The sequence below is a fragment of the Desulfocucumis palustris genome, from assembly GCF_002933875.1.
Taxonomy (GTDB): Bacteria; Bacillota; Desulfotomaculia; order Desulfotomaculales; family Desulfocucumaceae; genus Desulfocucumis; species Desulfocucumis palustris.
The window spans coordinates 1-17,710 of record NZ_BFAV01000154.1 but is presented as its reverse complement, the minus strand read 5'-3'; the positions used below and the strand labels follow the sequence as shown (position 1 = coordinate 17,710).

Below are 17,710 nucleotides of genomic sequence, written 5' to 3'. Positions count from 1 at the left end.
GGTCTTGTTTTCGACAATATACTCAAACAACTTCGCCCTTTTGATAATAGCCGGATACCCGTCCAATTTGGGATAAATCTCCGCCAACAGCTTGAGACGTTCTGTGTCAACTTTCTGTGGGGCGTCCAACAAATAGTTCTTTAGTCTCTTCACGCGTTCCTCATCAATTTTCGACTTTTTAAGTTCCGTTGCCGCTTCCATTTTACTACCTCCTTGGTGATATTATTCACTTGTTCTCCCCGGACAAAGCGCATTTCGGCCCATCATTATCCGGGGGCAACATCCCACTTCCGAAAGCAATCACAAAACCCTTCTCGAAAAAATTGACCTTGTAATCAATCTTAACCGGGCTTATTTTTTCCATAAGTCCTTTTTTTGCTACAAACGTTAAACCTTCAACCTGGAAAACCTCGTCATTATCATTTAACTCGTCCAGAGTCAACACCAACTCGGGGGTGGCCGCTCACCCGCACCCGGACATATTTTCTTTAATCCTTACCGGTAGCGTCGGCTTATCTTTATCCATCAATTCCATTAATTTTTTAATGGCTTTTTCGGTTACCTCCAACACCTTTGTCACCTCCTCCTATAGGTTATAAACAACTTCTCACCGGTAACAGTTAAAAAACATGCTCATTGGCGGGCATAGGAAAGGCAATGCGATGCTTGTCAGCTGTGAAAAAATATTGCATGATATTTTAAATAGCAAGATTCATGCCACAGCCCCAAGCTTTTATTTTCAAGCAGTTTATCCCGATTGATATTTAGCCAGAGAGCAAGGTTGCTCCCGAAATGCCTACCCCAAAACCTTTAACTGCACTCTATTAAGCATGGCCATTAAATTATTTAAATTATTTTAGAGCCCTCCCTTAAAAATGTGTCTTAAATGTATCAATTCAAAAGTTTGTTATATAAAATTTATACAATTATATATAATTTATATACTAACGGTTATCCATACCCAATTTGTATACAAAAAGCCTAATACTGTTTCTTTCTCAGAAAACCATCGCACACCAAGAATGTGTTTAGAACACGCAATTAACTGCACAACGGTTTATCAATCATACCGGTATTCCGTCAAATGATACAGAACTATTGTTCCAAATGCGATATTCTGGCTAAAGCAGATTAAAATGGATTAAGAATCCTTTAAACATAGTTGGTTAACTAATTAACGATGCGGGTACTTCCAGTTAATCACCTGCACTTCTTTCCTTACCCCTCTCCTTTCGCAGGCGCCGTCAGGATAACCTAGAATAATCGGCGCCACCAGCTCATACTTTTCCGGCACCTTCAGTTCAGCCTTCACCTCCGGCGTATTGGCGATGTGGTCGGCAAAACCGATCCAACAACTGCCTATGCCCCTGTCCCAGGCAGCCAGCATTAGATTCTGGGCGGCCAGGCTGCAGTCACAAATAAATGTCCTTACATTGCTGTCGCCGTAAATCAGCACCAGCACAGGCGCATTATAAAAGACGTTAAACTCCGGACTGGACAAAACTTTCCGATAGCGCTTCATGGCCGGAGCATCCTGCATGTACTCCAGCCAAAAGGTTTTGGCCCGGTCGGAAAGGCTCTGCAGGTAGTCCCTGTCCTCTACCACCACAAAAACCCAGGGCTGACCATTCGACGCGCTGGGAGCACAGGCGGCAAGTTCCAACAGTTCCCTGACGGTTTGCACAGTTAGTCGCGCAGCCTTGTATTTTCTTACACTCCTGCGTTTACGGATTGCTTCCTCCAATTTCATATCCTACAACCTCTTGAGATTATGAAAATTTTCACTATAACTTTTCCAGTTCTTCCTCCAACTTCAATAAGCGCTTAGCCTTCCAATGACCGGTTGTCAGGAGCCGCAAGCAAGCTTGACGTATCAATGCTTTAGGCCAATCCGAAATACTTCTTTTTAATATCTGCATCGCTGGCCAGGGAATCTTTGCTTTGCTCATTAACCATGTTGCCGCTTTCAAGAATGTAAAATCTATCCGAATACTTCAGACTCATGGTAGAGTTTTGTTCCGCCAGCAGGATTGTAATCCCCTCTTTATTGATTGCCTTGACGGTATCAAATACAAGTTTGACCAGGTTTGGCGCTAAACCAAGGCTGGGTTCGTCCAATAAAAGTAATTTTGGCAGGCTCATCAAACCTCTTCCTATGGCGCACATCTGCTGCTCTCCACCGCTTAGAGAATACGCCAGTTGGTTCTTTCGTTCTTCCAGGCGCGGAAAAATCTGAAAAATTTTTGCCAATGTTTCTTTGGAAGAACTTCTCGCTTTTTTGGAATAAGCGCCCATTTGAAGGTTTTCCATAACTGTCAGCCTTGGAAATAGTTTTCTTCCTTCCGGGACATGAATAATTCCCTCACATACCCTATCGTGGCATTTATAACTTTTTAGATCTTGATCTTCAAATATAAGCTCCCCTTTGACACTGGAGCACAACCCGGATACCGCCTTTAACAGGGAGCTTTTTCCGGCCCCGTTTGAGCCAATCAAAGCCACTATTTCACCCTTTTTTACATTTATTGATACCTGTTTAACTGCCATGAATTTTCCGTACAATACATCTACGTTCTTTAGTTTAAGCATCCTCGGCCCTCCCTAAATACGCATTAATCACTTCATTGTTTTCCATTACTTCAGACGGTGTACCCTGTGCAATAAAACCGCCCCGGTTCATTACTGTTACCCGGTCGCACAATGACACAACAGCGCTGATGACGTGCTCAATCATAAAAATAGTGATTCCCTGCTCCCTAATCCTCTTCAGCAGGGCAACGGTTTCTTCAACCTCATTGTAGTGCAGGCCGCCCATAATCTCGTCCAGCAGCAATAACTTGGGCTGTGTCGCCAGGGCTCTGGACAACTCCAGTCTTTTCCTTTGACCTATCGTTAAAACGGCAGGATAATGAGCGCCAAGATCTTTTATTTCCAGCAATTCCATTATCTTCTCAGCTATCTCTGAGGCGCTTGATATATTTGGAACCCTGCATAAGGCGCCAATCATTATGTTCTCCTTGACGGTCAATGTTTCAAAAAGTTGCGGGATTTGAAAAGTACGCCCGATTCCTAGCCGGCACCGGGAATCAGTAGTCAGCGGAGTTATATCCCGGTCTTCAAAACTTACTTTCCCCGTGGCGCTTTTAGCGTCCCCGCAAATGGCATTGAACAAAGTTGTTTTACCGGCTCCATTTGGTCCGATCATACCGAGAATCTCATTTTCATCGACATTAAAACTGACCTTGTTGACTGCGGTTAAGCCGCCAAAAACGACTGAAACACTATCACACTTTAGCATCAAGATTTAATTCCCCTTTCGGGTATTTTTCCATAGCCTTTTTACCTGTACGATTTTTAAAGATTTTCAGGATAAACGGGAGCAATCCATCCGGGAGGAACAATACAACAGCCATCAAAATCAAACCATAAATTAAATTGTCCAGCCCTGATACGAAATTAATTTTCGCTCTAAGAAGCATACTGAGTGGAATTAAAATAACACTCCCCAGTAATGGTCCCAGGTAACTTCCCGTTCCGCCTATGATGGCAATAATGGCCATTTGCACCGCGAGGAACAGGACCAGAAGGCTGTCAGGATCTATAAAAAGGATGTACTGGGCATAAAACGTCCCCGCAATTGCAGTAAAAAAGGCGCTTACCGCAAAGCTGCCCATCTTTAGCTGTAAACCTCTTACCCCTAGTGAAATGGCCGCCCTTTCATTATCGCGTATGGCGTATAAAAAGTAGCCATACTTGCTTTTTTGTATGAAATAGGTAAATAATGTTAACAGCAGCACAAAGGTTAAGATAATATAAGCGTAGGTTGCGCGACTATTAAAAATCATATTGAGAAAGCCCGGCTTAAATGGAATGTTAATCCCTACCGAACCCTTTGTGATTGATGTTAATTGAACGGAGGCAATATACATAATTTGACCCAGTGCCAGGGTCGCTAGAGCAAAAAAGTGGCCCTTTAGCTTGTTGCATATCCCTGAATACACTGCTGCAACAATAGCGGCAATTACGCCCCCGATCAGCATCCCCACCCAGGGCGACAGCCCGGTATTGCAATACAAAATTGATGAGGTATAAGCGCCAATTCCAAAAAAGGCACAGTGTCCCAAAGAAAACTGCCCCGAATAGCCACCGGCGATATTCCAGGCCTGTGCCGCAAAAGCCCATAGGCCGGTCAAAACAACCATATCCAGCAAAAAATTGTTTCCAACCAGGCTTATAGCAATCATTAAAACAGTATACGCCAGAATAATTATGCATACTTTCTTATCTCTCAAAAACTATCACCCCTTTTTAGTCGGCCTTAATTTTCTTGATGTTTTAAGTCCGGGTGCCAAAGATGCCCTGTGGCCGGACGAGAAGACAAATAATCAGCACCAAAAACGGCACCACGTCTTTCCATCCCATGCTAAAGTAATATCCGCACAATATCTCAATAACACCAACAATAACGCCTCCAACCAGGGCGCCGGGTAAACTCCCAAGCCCTCCTAAAACCACGATGACAAAGCAAATTACCACAAAGTGGTTACCGATATTGGGGTAAACTGGAAACATAATTGTCAGCAGCGCCGCAGAAATGGCCACCAACACCATACCCAGCCCGAAGGCCACCGTGTATATAAAACCTGTATTCACACCCATAAGCTGCGCGGTGGTCCGATCCTGTGAGGTTGCCCTGATGGCCTTACCAATGAAGGTATATTTAAGCATCATGGACACAACAATAAAAGTAATGACGGTGACTATAAACGTAAGGAAGCTTGCCTTGCCAATAAGCAAGCTACCCAGTTTTAAGGATTCCGTGGCGTATCCAACTCGAACCGAGTAGTAATTTCCTCCTATGAAGATTAACGCCAGGTTGGACAAAACCAGGCCCAGTCCCACAGTAAGAAATATTTGCGCCATATCGCTGCTGTTGATGATGCGGTTAATTAGAAAACGCTCAACTAAGACCCCGAGAATCAACATGACGGGTACAGAAATAAGGACCGATAAAATCGGGTTAACACCCAACAGGGCACCTGCAAAATAGGTAATATACATGCCAATCATGATAAACTCGCCGTGGGCAAAGTTGACAATGTTCAGAACACCAAATATCAATGAAAGTCCGCTCGCCGTCAGTCCGTACATCGCACCGACAAAAATTCCGTTAACAAGGTTTTGTAGAAACAATAACGTACCTCCTTTCCGTTTATGGGTGGAAGAAAAAGCCTGCACTGGGATGCTATACAGATGGCCAACAATATTGTTGGCCATCTGTATAGTTTTTTATATGTGGGTCCGCTTAAAAGGGGCAGTTATTTGTAGGCAGGCAGCGGAAGGCTAGCGGGCTGCGCGGCGGCGTAGTTATCGGGCCAAACAGCTACCAGGGCTCCATTCTGCCATTGCTCAACGACAATAGTTGCTCTCTCATTTTGGCCGTTTTGGCCGTATTTCACTCCAGTTCCGTCCGGCAGACTACCCAATTCTATATCTAACCCAAGGTAGATGTTACGGATTTCTTCGGCATCGAAGGTTTTGCATTGCGGTAAAACATCGTTGAAGAAAGTCCAGGCCCCGCAAAATGCTCCGAAGGTAACTCCCGACGGCACGGTTTCGTGAGAGGCTTTCCAGGCTGTCAGGAATTCCTGTTTGAGTTGTGCCGCGTCTTTGTCTAACCCGTTGTCACTCACAATTCCCGGCAGGTCCGAAACAAATATTCCCTCAGCATCCTGACCCAAGCTCCCGGCATAATCCCCCAAGGCGTGCCCGGCACTGGTCCCAATCCAGGCTTTGGGCCTGAAATCGAACTGCTTGGCCTGTTTTTGCAAAAGAATTGCGTCGGCAATATAAGAAGAAGCGATCACAACATCCGGTTTTGCCTTTGTCATTTTAAGGATAAGCGGTGACAAGTCAGTTGACTTCGAACTGTAGCTTTCATCGCAGACAATATTTAGATTATATTCTTCCGCTTTTGTCCGGACTCCGTTACTTACCGACGTTCCCCATGACGAATCCTCGTGGATGATCGCAACTTTCAATTTCTCAGGGGTTAGATTCAATTTGGGCGCTATATATTCAGCAGCAAACTTGGACGCATTCGAGCCCATCATGCTTGCAGTGGCAACGTTCCTCCAGATATATTTATAACCCTGCCCCGTGATTTCATCAGCAACGGCATTTACTTCAACATAAGTCGCGTTTGCCCGCATGGCAACCGGAACCGAAGCTGCTGCAATCCCACTGGAATAAGTACCCATAAGCATTTTAATATTCTCGGTGTTTACCAACCGGTTGGCCTGGGTGGAACCGGCATTGGGATCGGGAGCATCGGCCCTTTCAGTCACTATTTTCTTACCGTTAATACCGCCGCTTTTATTCTTCATATCGGCCGCTATATTGATGGCGTCCATGATCTCATTGCCCAGCAACGCCAGATTACCACTCAGAGGCAAGATAACACCAAGTTTTATATCTCCTCCTCCGTCCCCCTGATTGCCCTCTGTTGTTTCTGCCTTGTTACTTCCTCCGCACCCTGCTAACGAGACAGCCAGTAATGCCGCTAAAACAGTCAACCATATTTTTTTCATTTTAACTAAACACCCCTTTCTATTTTTAATCTATAAAGCTTAAAATACCATGTATGCCCGTTTAATACTTTAAGCTCCTTTTTTACCGGGGTTGGCGCTGCAAGCCAACCCTGGTTAGCGGGGAATCAGCAACGCGTCTCCGCATATTACGCCTTTGCCTTCAGGCATGAGGAATATTGGGTTAATATCCATTTCGGCAAACTTGTCCTGCTGTTCCAGTGCGAAATGGGAAACATTCAAAATGGTGTCGGCCAACGCTTCCAAATCTCCTTTCGGCCGGCCCCTATATCCGTTCAGCAAAGGAAACGCCTTAATAGAAGATATCATCCCAAATGCCTGCTCTCTTGTCAGAGGGAGCACCCGCCTGGCCACATCACCCAAGACCTCGACAAAAATCCCACCCAGGCCGAATATCATTACCGGTCCAAAGCTGACATCATATTTAATCCCCAAAATCACCTCGGCCACCGGCTTTTGGACCATTTCCTCCACCAGGACCCCTTCTATTTCAGCCTGCGGGAAACTTGTCCCGGCCCGCTCCAGGAGCGCATTGTAACTTGCGGCCAACTCCTGTTCGTCCTTGATGCCCAGGATTACCAACCCCGCGTCGGTTTTGTGGGTAATTTGAGGCGACATTAATTTTAAGACCACCGGGTAATGAATCTGAGCAGATAAATTTAAGGCTTCCTGAAAAGAAGTGGCTAATCCCCCCTTCGGCAATTTAATACCGTATTTTTCCAACATTTTTTTGGTTTGGTATTCAGTTAGAGAAACGGCCTGTTGAACAGCATGCTTTGGTTTAGATGCAGATTTTTCCTCCTTTGACATCATCGAGCTTTCCTGTCGCATTATGTATCCCAACGTCCGAACACACCTGTACGGGGTGGGGTACAGGGGAATATTGGCTGCCCTGAGTTTTTTAAAGAAGGGTTGCTCGGGTGTTAACCAGGAAATAAAGATAGGCTTTGTCAAAGTCTTGCTGACCTTAATAATGTCATCCGCCATTTTTTCAGCCACCTTACCTCTGGTGGGTCCGAAGGAAAACATCAGGACATCAATATTGCTGTCCTTTACCACCTCCAATAAACAATTACGGAACAGATCTTCCTCGTTAAAAAATTGCGCGGTAAAATCGACGGGGTTTTGGACAGATGCGAAAGAAGGCAGTATTTTTCTTAGAGAGCTGGAGGTCTCTTCCGTTAGCCCGGGAGTCTTTATTTTGAATTCATCACAGATGTCAGCGGCAAGAATACCCGACCCCCCTGTTTCGGTTGCAATAACCACCCGGTTGCCGCCAGGCCTTTTACCTTGCAGTCCAACCAACACATCGATTAGATCCTCCATATCTTTAACCGAGATGACCCCCGCCTGCTGGCAAAAAGCGTCAAAGACCTCGGCGTCACCCGCCAGTGAGCCGCTGTGAGACATAGAGGCCTTTTTCCCCACGGCGGTTCTTCCCAACTTCAGAAAGACTAATTCTTTCCCTTTCTGCTTGGCCAGTTTCGCTAGTTCCGGCAATCTTGAGTTGGGCTTCACCCCTTCAATAATACACGTGACGATAGATGTGTGCTCGTCCTCCAACATGAACTGGATCAGTTCCATGATATCTATGTCGGCCTGATTGCCGACTGTGGCTATATGTGAAATCCCCAGCCCCCTCTCGATTGCAAACCCTATGGATGCGAAGCCCATGCCGCTACTCTGGGCAACTATACCTATGTTCCCTTTTCTAACCACTTCGGCATCAAGAAGAGGGTTAAACCCGGCAGGTATACCCTCTACAAAATTCACAATGCCCTGATTGTTCGGCCCCAGTATTCTGGTGCCGCTGCCTTTTACGGCCTCAATCAGCTCCTGCTGTTCTTTCACATTGCCAATCTCCGCAAAACCGGAACTAAAAATAAGGACAAAATGGGCTTTCTTTTCGACGCACTCTTTAACCACGCTGAGCACTCTCTTAGAGGCCACCGCCACTAGGACTATGTCAATCTCTTCATTTATGTCCGAAATTGAAGGGTAGCATTTCAACCCGGCTATTTCACTATATTTGGGATTGACTGGCAGGATATTTCCCTTGAAACCGTATTTTTGCAGGTATTTTATAGGTTGACCGCCGATACTGTCTAAATTTTGTGACGCTCCAACTATAGCTATTGTCTTGGGGTAAAAAAGTCTAACCAAACTCATGTCAAATCCTCCATTTATTTTTTAGGCTAAATTCTACGAAACGAAATGTCCTTAATTTCACATACCCGTATTAGTTATTGTGATTGCTATCACAATAACTAATAAAAGAATACATTATTTCTTTTTAATATATAGGCCTCCTATAAGCACTTAAAGGGCGTTTCCCAACTGCACCAATTTTCTTCTACTCCTGTACCACCGTAGCAAGCATGACAGAACTTCAATTACATTTGGAGAGCACTATTCTAAATTTTTACAATGCTACATTATACCCCCTTTTCTTATTTTTTTATTTAACATCAAGCAATGTCTATGCCAGCAAACATAGCTCCCCTCTTTTTTAAATAAAAAAAGGACCTCTAAGCATTGCTCTAAAATTGTTTGCTGTGCGGTCTGGCGGCAAACGATAACCTGTTTAATATTTATACAATAGCTAAGTACCAATATCTAATTTGTATACAGCTGCAACGCCAATTATACAAAACCGGAATTTATTTTCCCAACCAATCACATATAATAGATAAATTTTTCACAAAATACTTTAATATATTTGTGAAAATTATACTCTTCACAAATATATTTATTTTTTAGCTTCGGCGTATCTTAAACAAACATTTGATATTTTTTCAGTTTTAAATAAAATGACCTGCGGCTGATACCCAGTGCCTTAATGGCATCACTTTTATTGCCATACTTCCTTAGCGCCCTGGCAATAGCTTCCTTCTCCAGCTGTTCCACCATTTCCGAGAGAGATTCTTTATCCCACTCCGGTGCACTGGGATTGTTCTTATGCTTCTTAAAGAATATGGGCAAATGCTCCACGGTCACCACACCCCACGCACACAAGATAACGGCATGCTCGATAACATTTTTCAACTCCCGGATGTTTCCGGGCCAGTCATAATCAATTAGAATATTCATTACTTCAGAGGAAACGATTACCTTATCCTTACCGTGTTCTTTGCAATATAATCCCAAGAAACGTTCTACCAGCAGAGGAATATCGTCTTTACGGCGCCGCAGGGGGGGCAAAAAAATAGGGATAACATTTAACCGATAATATAAATCATCACGAAACTGTTTTTGTAATACCATGGTTTCCAAATCTTTATTAGTAGCCGAAATTACCCTTACATCCACCGGTATGGTGCGACTGCTGCCCACCCTTTCTATTTCCTTTTCTTGCAATACCCGTAACAGCTTAGCCTGCATGGCCAGACTCATGTCCCCCACCTCATCCAGAAAGATGGTCCCCTTATGGGCAAGCTCGAATTTGCCTTTTTTCCCTCCCCTTTTCGCCCCCGTAAACGCACCTTCCTCATATCCAAAAAGTTCGCTTTCCAGCAGGTTTTCCGGAATGGAAGCACAATTTACCTTGATAAACGGGCAATCCTTTCGCAAACTGCTTTTTTGTATGGCCTCCGCCAATACCTCCTTGCCCGTGCCGCTATCCCCTCGGAGCATTACCGTCGCGTTAGTGTTACAGACATTTGCGGCCAACGCCAGCGCCTGCCGAAAGTGCCTGTTGTTGCCCACTATTTTATCAAAAGCTTCCGGCAGTTTATTCTCAGCCTCCTCATTGTGCAGGTACTCTGCCACACCGCGCATCCTCTGCAACTCATGACCCAGGTTAATTGTTTCATAAACATTCCTGAACATGGAAACGACCCCTTCAAGTTTACCGTTAACATAAAAGGGAATTATATTGGCCAGCACCTCAACACCGACGGATTCAATAAAATATCTTTTATTAATAACGGGTGAATGACCTTTTAGTACCTTAAGGCATGAGGAATGCGGCTCCACCTCAGACATCTTTCTACCCAATATCTTCCACCCAGAAATACCCACTATGTTTGTATAAGCGTGATTGACATATACTATAGAGCCGCTGATATCGATTATCAAAACAGCTTCATATATGGCGTCAAATATATTCGGAAAAAGAAAATTGTCTTTCATTTTTATTAGCATGCTTATGACCCTGCTGTCGGAAGATACGGCGCCGATTAATTTATTTTCCCAGTTGGTTACATAAACAACTTTCTCTTTATTTTTGAAATGTTCAATTAACTCCACGGCATTTTCATTTTGTTGTATTGTTTCTTGCACCGGCTCAACCAAGGAATGCAATTTACGGATCGGAATGTCTTCATTCAAAAAACTGATGGGTATTTTTCCTAAAAAACATCCTTTTTCATCTACAACCAAAGCATTATCTTGACCTGCAAGTACCTCAGCACCATCATTGAATATATATTCACCTGGAAGAAGCTTCAAAACTGGCAATAACTCCAAAGGAACATTAATCATATCCTGCACTAGCAATTGCTCTCAACTCCCTCTTGTTTTATATGGAGATAACCATTCTAATACCAAATCTGTTATAGTCTACATATTTTATTCTACATTATTAACAACCTAATTAGCAAATAATTTATATATCTAGAAATGTGTAAGGTTATTAGAAATTAATCAAAAGAACTTTGAAATATCACTGTCTTTATATCAAGTACATTTAAATTTGTACATTTTTACATTTTTACATTTTTAAGAAGTTTACTTTTTATACACTCAATAAAGATACTTACTTCCATATAAGAAAAACCGTGCAACTCTGTCCGGCAAACGTATTGTTCACCCTCAAGGGTTAGGCTACGGCTTTTAACTGCTTCATATCGCGAATTAAGTAAGAATATTTCACGCGGCTCATAGATTGACAGAGCGCCCTTTTTTAATAAAGATGTATCTGCGGTAGCCGCGGTTGCCAATAAGAGATTTGACACCGCAGCTTTTTATCTGTCGGCAGATCATTTCGAATATACAGGCATACCTATTCAGATAATATTACATCCCGTCTCTCTCGTGGTGATTGTACTACTACCGGACCATAGCCGGCATAACTTTGTTGTCATGGTATCACCTACGGCATGGGCATATAGAAAAACCATAACCTATCTTAACCATACCGGAAGTTAACACCAAACCCGCCTCGTGGATATTGCCAGGACAGCGCCGCGGTTGCCTGGGGACAAATAGCTCGACATGTTCCGCATTCCAGACAACCGGCATAATCAAAGCTTATTTGTCCGTCTTTTAATTTATAAAGGTTGGCAGGACAGGCAAAAGTGCATGGTTTATTAAGGCATAAGGCGCAAATCTCTTTTTTTACAATTATGTGCGCCTGGTCATCATCGACGGCAAATTTATTTATTCCGAGCAACTGTTCAATAGTTAAGCGTTTCATAGTAATCTCGCCCCTTTCCAGGAGTCACCGGCCAATTGGAACGGACCGACTCGGCTCTCCTTAACCTGGCTTAAAATTTTTCCTAAAAGGTGGACCGGGGGAGTGCCGTCGACAGTAAATACTTTGCTGGCAAGTTCCGTAACAAGTTGCGGATATTCTTTGAACATGCGGCGATTACCCAAAAAATCGGGACCTTTGCGATATGCTTCCAAATCCCTAAGGATGAAGTCCTGTTTTAACAGTTGGACGTACAGGCTAAGCCCCTGGCGCGTAAAATTTTTATTTTTCCTGGCTGCCATTACCGCTTTGGCAGCAGCCTCGCCGGAGGCAATTGCGAAGTCCATGCCGCGGACAATAAAACCGAGGTTCAGTACAAAACCGGCGGCGTCACCCGCTACCAAAATTCCGTCTCCGCATAGCTGCGGCATCATCTCCAGTCCGGCTTCCGGCACCAGGTGCGCTGAATACTCAACCACCTCTCCCCCCTCCACTAAGGGTTTGACCTGGGGGTTATCTTTAAAATCCTCGATCAAATCGCTTATTTTATATTTTGTTTTTTGCAATTCCGACGCCTTTATAACCAAGCCCAGAGATAAAGTGCTTTTATTGGTATAAAGGAATCCGCCTCCCTGCATTCCCTCCGTACAGTCACCGACAAACAACTGGGCGGCACCGTTATTGCCATCAAGTCCAAAACGCTGGCTAATGGTTTCCGGGGAGAGTTTGATGACCTGTTTTACCCCGGTGGCCACCTGATGAGGCAAAAACATTTTAGCCAGGCCGGCTTTTTGGGCTACAATAGAGTTGACACCATCCGCCGCGATGATTACATCGGCAAGCATCTCGTCTTCCCCGGCCCGTATGCCAACTACTCGGCCCTTGTCAAACAAAAGGTCGTCGACCCGAATCCCGCAGGCAAGCATAGCCCCTTCTTCTTCAGCCTTTGATGCCAGCCAGTCGTCAAATTCCGCCCGCAAGAGGGTGAAAGAATGATATGGTGGCTTGACCCAGTTTAAATTCTGGCAATCAATTGAAACGCCATGGCCACCGTTTAAAAAAGTTATAATCTCCCGGGCCACCGGTCTTTCAACCGGTGCGTATTCCCAAAAATTCGGGATAATCCGGTTCAGGGCATGGCTATACATGCGCCCGCCGAACATGTTTTTACTGCCTGGCGTAGCCCCTTTTTCAATGAGGAGCACTTCAAGACCTTCCCTGGCCAGCAAATAGGCGGCTGTGCTACCTGCAGGACCCGCGCCGACAATGATTGCGGCAAATTTATCTTCCGACATATCCAACACCACACAAAATTATTTTTTTAACAACACTTTTAGTTCTTTAATCAGTTTTGGTACAACTTCGTAGAGATCCCCCACGATACCGTAATCCGCCGCTTCAAATATAGGGGCGTTTTCATCACGATTGATGCCAAATATGATTTTACTGTCGCGGATACCGGTTATATGCTGGATTTGCCCGGATACTCCCAAGCCGATGTACAGATCCGGTTTAACCTTTTTCCCCGAAATGCCCATGTATCTTTCCTCCGGCAGCCAGTGCAGTTCTTCGGCCACCGGCCTGGAACAGCCCACTTCGCCGCCCAGCACCCCGGCCAGTTCCAGTGCCAAGCTTAGGTCTTCCTTTTTTTCCATTCCGCGGCCAACGCTAACAATAATTTTTGCTTCGGTTAAGTCCACGGACTCCTGTACTTTCGGGGTTCTGTTTATTACTTTCACTGCCGAAGGCTGCGCTGCCGGCAGTTCTATTACTTTTCCCTGCCTGCCTTCCATTAATGGCGCCTGCTCAAAAGTTCGGGGAGGTATAACAGCCATTTGGGGGCGGGTCGTACATACAACTGTTTGCACGGCGGCCCCTCCGAGAATCATGCGATTCATCAATAATAATTTATTTTTCTGATCGACTTTATATCCTGTACACCCACCGCACAGCCCCGTATTAAGGCGTGCGGCGACCCGGGCTGCTATCTCCCTGCCTCGCTGTGTCCCCCCGATAAAAAATACGTCCGGATCTTCCTGGCGGGCTACTTCAGCTATAACCGGAACATAAGATTCCAGCGACTGATCCTGACCCAGGAGAGGCAAAAGCAGGACTTCGTCTGAACCGTGGTTAATGTATTCTTCTGCCAGATGAACATTTAAAGCAAAAGTCACTACTTTTGCTTTAAAATCTTGGGCCAGATTCCGACCGGCGTTCAACAGTTCCAAAGTTTGTTCGCGATTCTCAGCAAAAATCCAGATACCTGCCATATATGACCACTCCTTAAGCAATTACTCCTTCTTTTAACAAAGCCCCTATAATTACCAGTATATTTTTCTCATCAGCGCCGAACTTTAGGCGGCGCCGCTCCATGGTCGCGGCCAGTATACCGGTTGTCTGCAAGCAGGGCTTGTAAGTTTGCCCTAAATCGTTCAGGGTAATGTTATCCACCGGCTTTTTAGCAGCGCCCAGAACCTGCTTTAAGGTGGGAATCCTCGGCGTATTAATGTCGGGCAAAACCGTAACCAGCGCCGGCAACGGCATGGATACCACTTCCATCCCGTCATCCAGTTTACGCTCGGCGATAATTTCTTTCTTACTTTCAGCGAGGGTCAGCTTGTTGACACAGGTGGCACACGGGATACCCAGCCTTTCGGCCAAGGCCGGTCCCACTTGCTGGGCATATAGATCACTGGATCCTTCACCGCAAATAATCAGGTCGTACTCCTCTTTTGCTTTAATAGCAGTAGCCAGAATGGCGGCCGTCTGCTCCGGTTCAAGATCAACAAAGGAGGGGTCGTTAATAAAATCGGCCCTTTCCGGCCCGCGGGATAGGGCGTCCTTTAAACATTGCTTGGCCGTGGACGGACCTACTGTCGCTGCAACCACGTTACCGCCGTGTTGCTCCTGAAGGCGTACAGCCTCTTCAATGGCGTTGCGATCGTAATCACTGATTTTATAACCTACCCGCTCCATTAATAATGCGCGGGATTTTGCGTCTATTTTAACGTCCGCCTCGTCTACAACCCACTTGAAACAAGCTATAATATTAAGCATTTATTCATCTCCCCACCGTTACGTTGTTGCTTATTACCGTATTTATAAAACATTGTCAGGGCGGGCGGATTCAAGCCTACTAACCACATCCCCGACGGGGCTGGACTTTTCAGCTTAAACCTCTGCGCCCGTTACCTTGCTGGTATGGTCACCAAAACTATGGATATGTGCCCACAAGCCGGGATGTTATTTCAACCATGCCAATCTACCCTGACAAATACTTTTACCGCAGCAGATTTCCGGAAATCACCATCCTCATCACTTCGGAAGTGCCTTCATAAATCTCTGTGATTTTAGCATCACGATACAGGCGTTCAACTTTATGCCCTTTGATAAAACCGATACCGCCGTGAATCTGGATAGCCCTGTTGGTTTGCCGGGCAGCTGTTTCAGAAGCAAAGAGCTTGGCCATGGCCGCTTCTTTGCTGTAAGGCAGGCCCTGGTCATAACACCATGCCGCATGATAGGTCAGGAATCTGGCTGCCTGCACGTCTGTGGCCATGTTGGCGATCATCCACTGAATGGCCTGGAAGGAGCTAATCGGCTTGCCGAACTGGACCCTTTCCTTGGAATATTGAATTGATTCGTCCAGAGCAGCCTGGGCAATACCCAGAGCCTGGGCGGCAATTCCAATCCTGCCGCCGTCCAGGGTCATCATGGCGATTTTAAAGCCCTGGCCCTCATTACCCAACAGATTTTCTTTGGGAATGCGGCAATCTTTCATAACAACCTCTGCCGTAACCGATCCCCGAATACCCATTTTGTTTAAATGTTCACCCACTTTGAGTCCGGGGGTGCCTCCTGGCACTATGAAAGCACTAAGCCCCTTGGTCCCTTTTGACTTATCGGTCATGGCAATGATAATGAAGACACCCGCTACCGGGGAGTTGGAAATAAACATCTTGCTACCGTTGAGAACATATTCGTCTCCATCCAAAACAGCGGTTGTGCTGGCCGCGCCGGCATCAGTACCGGCACCTGGTTCGGTCAGGGCAAACGACCCCAGCATCTCCCCCTTACATAAAGGCACCAGATACTTTTGCTTTTGTTCCTCAGTACCAAACTTGTATAAAGGATAGCTGGCCAGGGAGGTATGGCACTCCAGGGTGAATCCGGTGGTAGCGCAAGCCCGGGACAGCTCTTCGACGACTATAATATAAGTTAAGTAATCTGCGCCGGCTCCGCCGTATTCAGCCGGATAAGGAATCCCGGTCCACTCCTGTTCAGTCAATTTTTTGACGGTTTCCATTGGGAAATAAGCTTCCTCATCTACTTTTTCGGCCAACGGCTCGACGTATTTTTGGCAAAACTCTCTCACCCCTGCGCGAACCAATTCCTGTTCCTCTGTTAGATTGAAGTTCATAAAAATCCCCTTTCAACATTGATTGTGATTTAATTAGCAAGCATAATTAATAACATTCGAAAAAACCTGGAAGGCTCACCTCCCTGAAAATTGTTAATTTTCCCATGTATTTGCCCCGTCATTTTTCCACTCAGCCTAATGATTGGAGCACCAACAGCTTCCGGCTTCTATTTCCTTTACCCATAGCAAGACCCATGCCAACATAAAAAGCCTGCCTGGGTCCAACCAACCGGATCTATAATCTCTACCTCCCGGCTACCGGTTTTATCATTGCCTTTCAAGCAAAACAAAAAAGAGGCATTGCACATGTTAAGGAACAATGTCTCTTTTTATACGCCGGCACAGAATCGAGACAAATTATTAAAGGCTGCAGACTCTTATTCAGGTCTGAACTCTCCACCGATTCCCCATGCTTTTCCAAGATATACGCCAACTTCCCAATAACTTTTATCATATATCGATAACAGAATCGGGCTTATCTTCTTAATATCAGGCAAATCGTTGGTTAAGCATTCTTCCCCGGCATACGTTTCGACTATCTCTCCAATATAAATTTCATGCGAACCGCCGCAATCCAGTACTCGAATAAGCTTGCACTCGAGATTGACCGGGCATTCATTGATCATGGGCGCCGTTTTCAGCTCACCGTAGAAAGTATTGAAAAGCTTGGATTTGTCAACTTTTCTTCCGGAAACCAAACCGCAATAATCAGTGACTTTTATCATCTTCGAGGACGGAAGATTGACGCTAAAGGTACCGTTTTCCTTAATTCCTGTGTTTGTATAACGGGAGTCTCTCAGGGCTATGGCAATCATTGCCGGGCTAGTCCCAACAATGCCACAGTAAGCAACTGCCAGGTAGTTGGGCTTGCCGTTTATATTTACCCCCACCAAAGTGACAGGCATGGGATATAAAAACGTCTTGGCCCCCATTTTAATTTTTTTCAAACATTATTCCTCCTCACTTTCATCCTTGAAACGGATCATTGGGCATTTCTTGCAAACATCCAGACCGGGCCACTCAGTACCGTCACACGTAAGCGAGGCGCCGCGGGAATATTCAGTGCGTACAATCAGTTGCTTGACCAAACCAAGAATATGATCGCCTGGAATAAAGACATTAACCTCGCCCTTCTCAGCTTTACCCGAGGTATAGCTGCCAGCACACATGGTATTCATATTGGGCTTGTGGTTCAGGTAACTCCAAACAGCACCGCCGCAAACGGCAGAACTGACCGTGTGGTTAAACTGCAAGGGATGCACGTTAAAA

The 17,710-nt window shown here is 45.3% G+C and carries 17 protein-coding genes; all 17 read right to left on the bottom strand.

The genetic code is table 11. The annotated features are described in order from the left end of the window. Positions 1-201 (bottom strand): hypothetical protein (locus tag DCCM_RS14410; RefSeq protein ID WP_133163956.1); only part of this gene is annotated, 201 nt, incomplete at its 3' end. 25 nt (positions 202-226) lie between these two features. Next, on the bottom strand, positions 227-442 hold the full coding sequence (locus DCCM_RS14405) for a hypothetical protein (protein WP_207655612.1): 216 nt from the start codon (positions 440-442) through the stop codon (positions 227-229). Between the two features lie 732 nt (positions 443-1,174). Beyond that, a complete protein-coding gene (locus DCCM_RS14400; RefSeq protein ID WP_104373088.1) occupies positions 1,175-1,750 on the bottom strand; it encodes a nitroreductase family protein in 576 nt (191 codons plus the stop codon). 131 nt (positions 1,751-1,881) lie between these two features. Then, complete coding sequence (locus DCCM_RS14395; protein ID WP_104373087.1) at positions 1,882-2,589, bottom strand: ABC transporter ATP-binding protein; 708 nt, start codon at positions 2,587-2,589, stop codon at positions 1,882-1,884. Next, positions 2,582-3,298 carry an ABC transporter ATP-binding protein gene (locus tag DCCM_RS14390; protein WP_207655613.1) on the bottom strand — a complete coding sequence of 239 codons (717 nt, stop codon included), beginning with the start codon at positions 3,296-3,298 and terminating at the stop codon, positions 2,582-2,584. The genes DCCM_RS14395 and DCCM_RS14390 overlap by 8 nt, the downstream gene beginning before the upstream one ends. After that, positions 3,285-4,292, bottom strand: a complete 1,008-nt coding sequence (locus DCCM_RS14385) for a branched-chain amino acid ABC transporter permease (RefSeq protein WP_104373085.1) — start codon at positions 4,290-4,292, stop codon at positions 3,285-3,287. The genes DCCM_RS14390 and DCCM_RS14385 overlap by 14 nt, the downstream gene beginning before the upstream one ends. A gap of 43 nt (positions 4,293-4,335) precedes the next feature. Continuing rightward, complete coding sequence (locus DCCM_RS14380; RefSeq protein WP_165792177.1) at positions 4,336-5,193, bottom strand: branched-chain amino acid ABC transporter permease; 858 nt, start codon at positions 5,191-5,193, stop codon at positions 4,336-4,338. A 125-nt stretch (positions 5,194-5,318) separates the two neighbouring features. Further along, entirely contained in the window at positions 5,319-6,590 is a 1,272-nt protein-coding gene (locus DCCM_RS14375; protein ID WP_104373083.1) for an ABC transporter substrate-binding protein, read from the bottom strand. Between the two features lie 114 nt (positions 6,591-6,704). After that, positions 6,705-8,777 carry an acetate--CoA ligase family protein gene (locus tag DCCM_RS14370; protein ID WP_104373082.1) on the bottom strand — a complete coding sequence of 691 codons (2,073 nt, stop codon included), beginning with the start codon at positions 8,775-8,777 and terminating at the stop codon, positions 6,705-6,707. 603 nt (positions 8,778-9,380) lie between these two features. Next, entirely contained in the window at positions 9,381-11,099 is a 1,719-nt protein-coding gene (locus DCCM_RS14360; RefSeq protein WP_231702782.1) for a sigma-54 interaction domain-containing protein, read from the bottom strand. A 637-nt stretch (positions 11,100-11,736) separates the two neighbouring features. Then, complete coding sequence (locus DCCM_RS14355; protein WP_104373080.1) at positions 11,737-12,024, bottom strand: ferredoxin family protein; 288 nt, start codon at positions 12,022-12,024, stop codon at positions 11,737-11,739. Next, a complete protein-coding gene (locus DCCM_RS14350; protein ID WP_104373079.1) occupies positions 12,021-13,316 on the bottom strand; it encodes an FAD-dependent oxidoreductase in 1,296 nt (431 codons plus the stop codon). Before DCCM_RS14350 ends, DCCM_RS14355 begins: the two co-directional genes overlap by 4 nt. An 18-nt stretch (positions 13,317-13,334) precedes the next feature. Further along, complete coding sequence (locus DCCM_RS14345; protein ID WP_104373078.1) at positions 13,335-14,291, bottom strand: electron transfer flavoprotein subunit alpha/FixB family protein; 957 nt, start codon at positions 14,289-14,291, stop codon at positions 13,335-13,337. Between the two features lie 13 nt (positions 14,292-14,304). Beyond that, positions 14,305-15,078, bottom strand: coding sequence for an electron transfer flavoprotein subunit beta/FixA family protein (locus DCCM_RS14340; protein WP_104373077.1), 774 nt, complete (start codon positions 15,076-15,078; stop codon positions 14,305-14,307). Positions 15,079-15,301: 223 nt separating this feature from the next. Continuing rightward, entirely contained in the window at positions 15,302-16,441 is a 1,140-nt protein-coding gene (locus DCCM_RS14335; RefSeq protein WP_104373076.1) for an acyl-CoA dehydrogenase, read from the bottom strand. Positions 16,442-16,818: 377 nt separating this feature from the next. Further along, positions 16,819-17,388 (bottom strand): flavin reductase family protein, encoded by a 570-nt coding sequence (locus DCCM_RS14330; RefSeq protein ID WP_207655611.1) that lies wholly within the window; start codon positions 17,386-17,388, stop codon positions 16,819-16,821. 3 nt (positions 17,389-17,391) lie between these two features. Then, positions 17,392-17,710, bottom strand: a 319-nt coding sequence (locus DCCM_RS14325; RefSeq protein WP_165792176.1) for a DUF169 domain-containing protein, incomplete at its 5' end; no start/stop codon positions are given.

Excerpts from the sequence above, each read along its gene's own strand:
- DCCM_RS14345 (WP_104373078.1), bottom strand. The coding sequence starts at position 14,291 with ATGGCAGGTATCTGGATTTTTGCTGAGAATCGCGAACAAACTTTGGAA.
- DCCM_RS14340 (WP_104373077.1), bottom strand. The coding sequence starts at position 15,078 with ATGCTTAATATTATAGCTTGTTTCAAGTGGGTTGTAGACGAGGCGGAC.
- DCCM_RS14390 (WP_207655613.1), bottom strand. The coding sequence starts at position 3,298 with ATGCTAAAGTGTGATAGTGTTTCAGTCGTTTTTGGCGGCTTAACCGCA.
- DCCM_RS14370 (WP_104373082.1), bottom strand. The coding sequence starts at position 8,777 with ATGAGTTTGGTTAGACTTTTTTACCCCAAGACAATAGCTATAGTTGGA.
- DCCM_RS14375 (WP_104373083.1), bottom strand. The coding sequence starts at position 6,590 with ATGAAAAAAATATGGTTGACTGTTTTAGCGGCATTACTGGCTGTCTCG.
- DCCM_RS14400 (WP_104373088.1), bottom strand. The coding sequence starts at position 1,750 with ATGAAATTGGAGGAAGCAATCCGTAAACGCAGGAGTGTAAGAAAATAC.
- DCCM_RS14355 (WP_104373080.1), bottom strand. The coding sequence starts at position 12,024 with ATGAAACGCTTAACTATTGAACAGTTGCTCGGAATAAATAAATTTGCC.
- DCCM_RS14350 (WP_104373079.1), bottom strand. The coding sequence starts at position 13,316 with ATGTCGGAAGATAAATTTGCCGCAATCATTGTCGGCGCGGGTCCTGCA.
- DCCM_RS14335 (WP_104373076.1), bottom strand. The coding sequence starts at position 16,441 with ATGAACTTCAATCTAACAGAGGAACAGGAATTGGTTCGCGCAGGGGTG.
- DCCM_RS14395 (WP_104373087.1), bottom strand. The coding sequence starts at position 2,589 with ATGCTTAAACTAAAGAACGTAGATGTATTGTACGGAAAATTCATGGCA.